The 341-nt window shown below is 69.2% G+C and carries 1 protein-coding gene; it reads right to left on the bottom strand.

What is annotated here, in order from left to right; translation table 11 throughout:
- Positions 1-332, bottom strand: a 332-nt coding sequence (locus QSK22_RS33450; protein WP_352231525.1) for an AMP-binding protein, incomplete at its 3' end; no start/stop codon positions are given.
- Positions 333-341: the final 9 nt, after the last annotated feature.

Below are 341 nucleotides of genomic sequence, written 5' to 3'. Positions count from 1 at the left end.
TTGGCCAGGTCACCGGTCCGGTACATCCGCTCACCCGAACCGAACGGGCAGGCCACGAACCGCTCACCCGTCAAACCCGCCCGGCCGACATACCCGCGCGCCAGCCCGGCACCGGCGATGTACAACTCGCCGACCACACCGACCGGAACCGGCGCCAACGCGTCATCCAGCACGAACAACCGCGTGTTGGCGATCGGCGTACCGATCGGCACCACACCCGACGCCACCACATCCACCGACAACTCAGCCGTGGCCACACCGATCGTCGCCTCGGTCGGACCATAGTGATTGAACACCCGCCGGCCCCCGGCCGCCCGCACCAGCTCGCCCACCCACTCTGC

Source organism: Actinomadura sp. NBRC 104425 (genome assembly GCF_030269545.1).
Lineage (GTDB): Bacteria > Actinomycetota > Actinomycetes > Streptosporangiales > Streptosporangiaceae > Spirillospora > Spirillospora keratinilytica.
The sequence above is the reverse complement of the archived record's forward strand: the minus strand, read 5'-3'. Positions and strand labels throughout refer to the sequence as shown.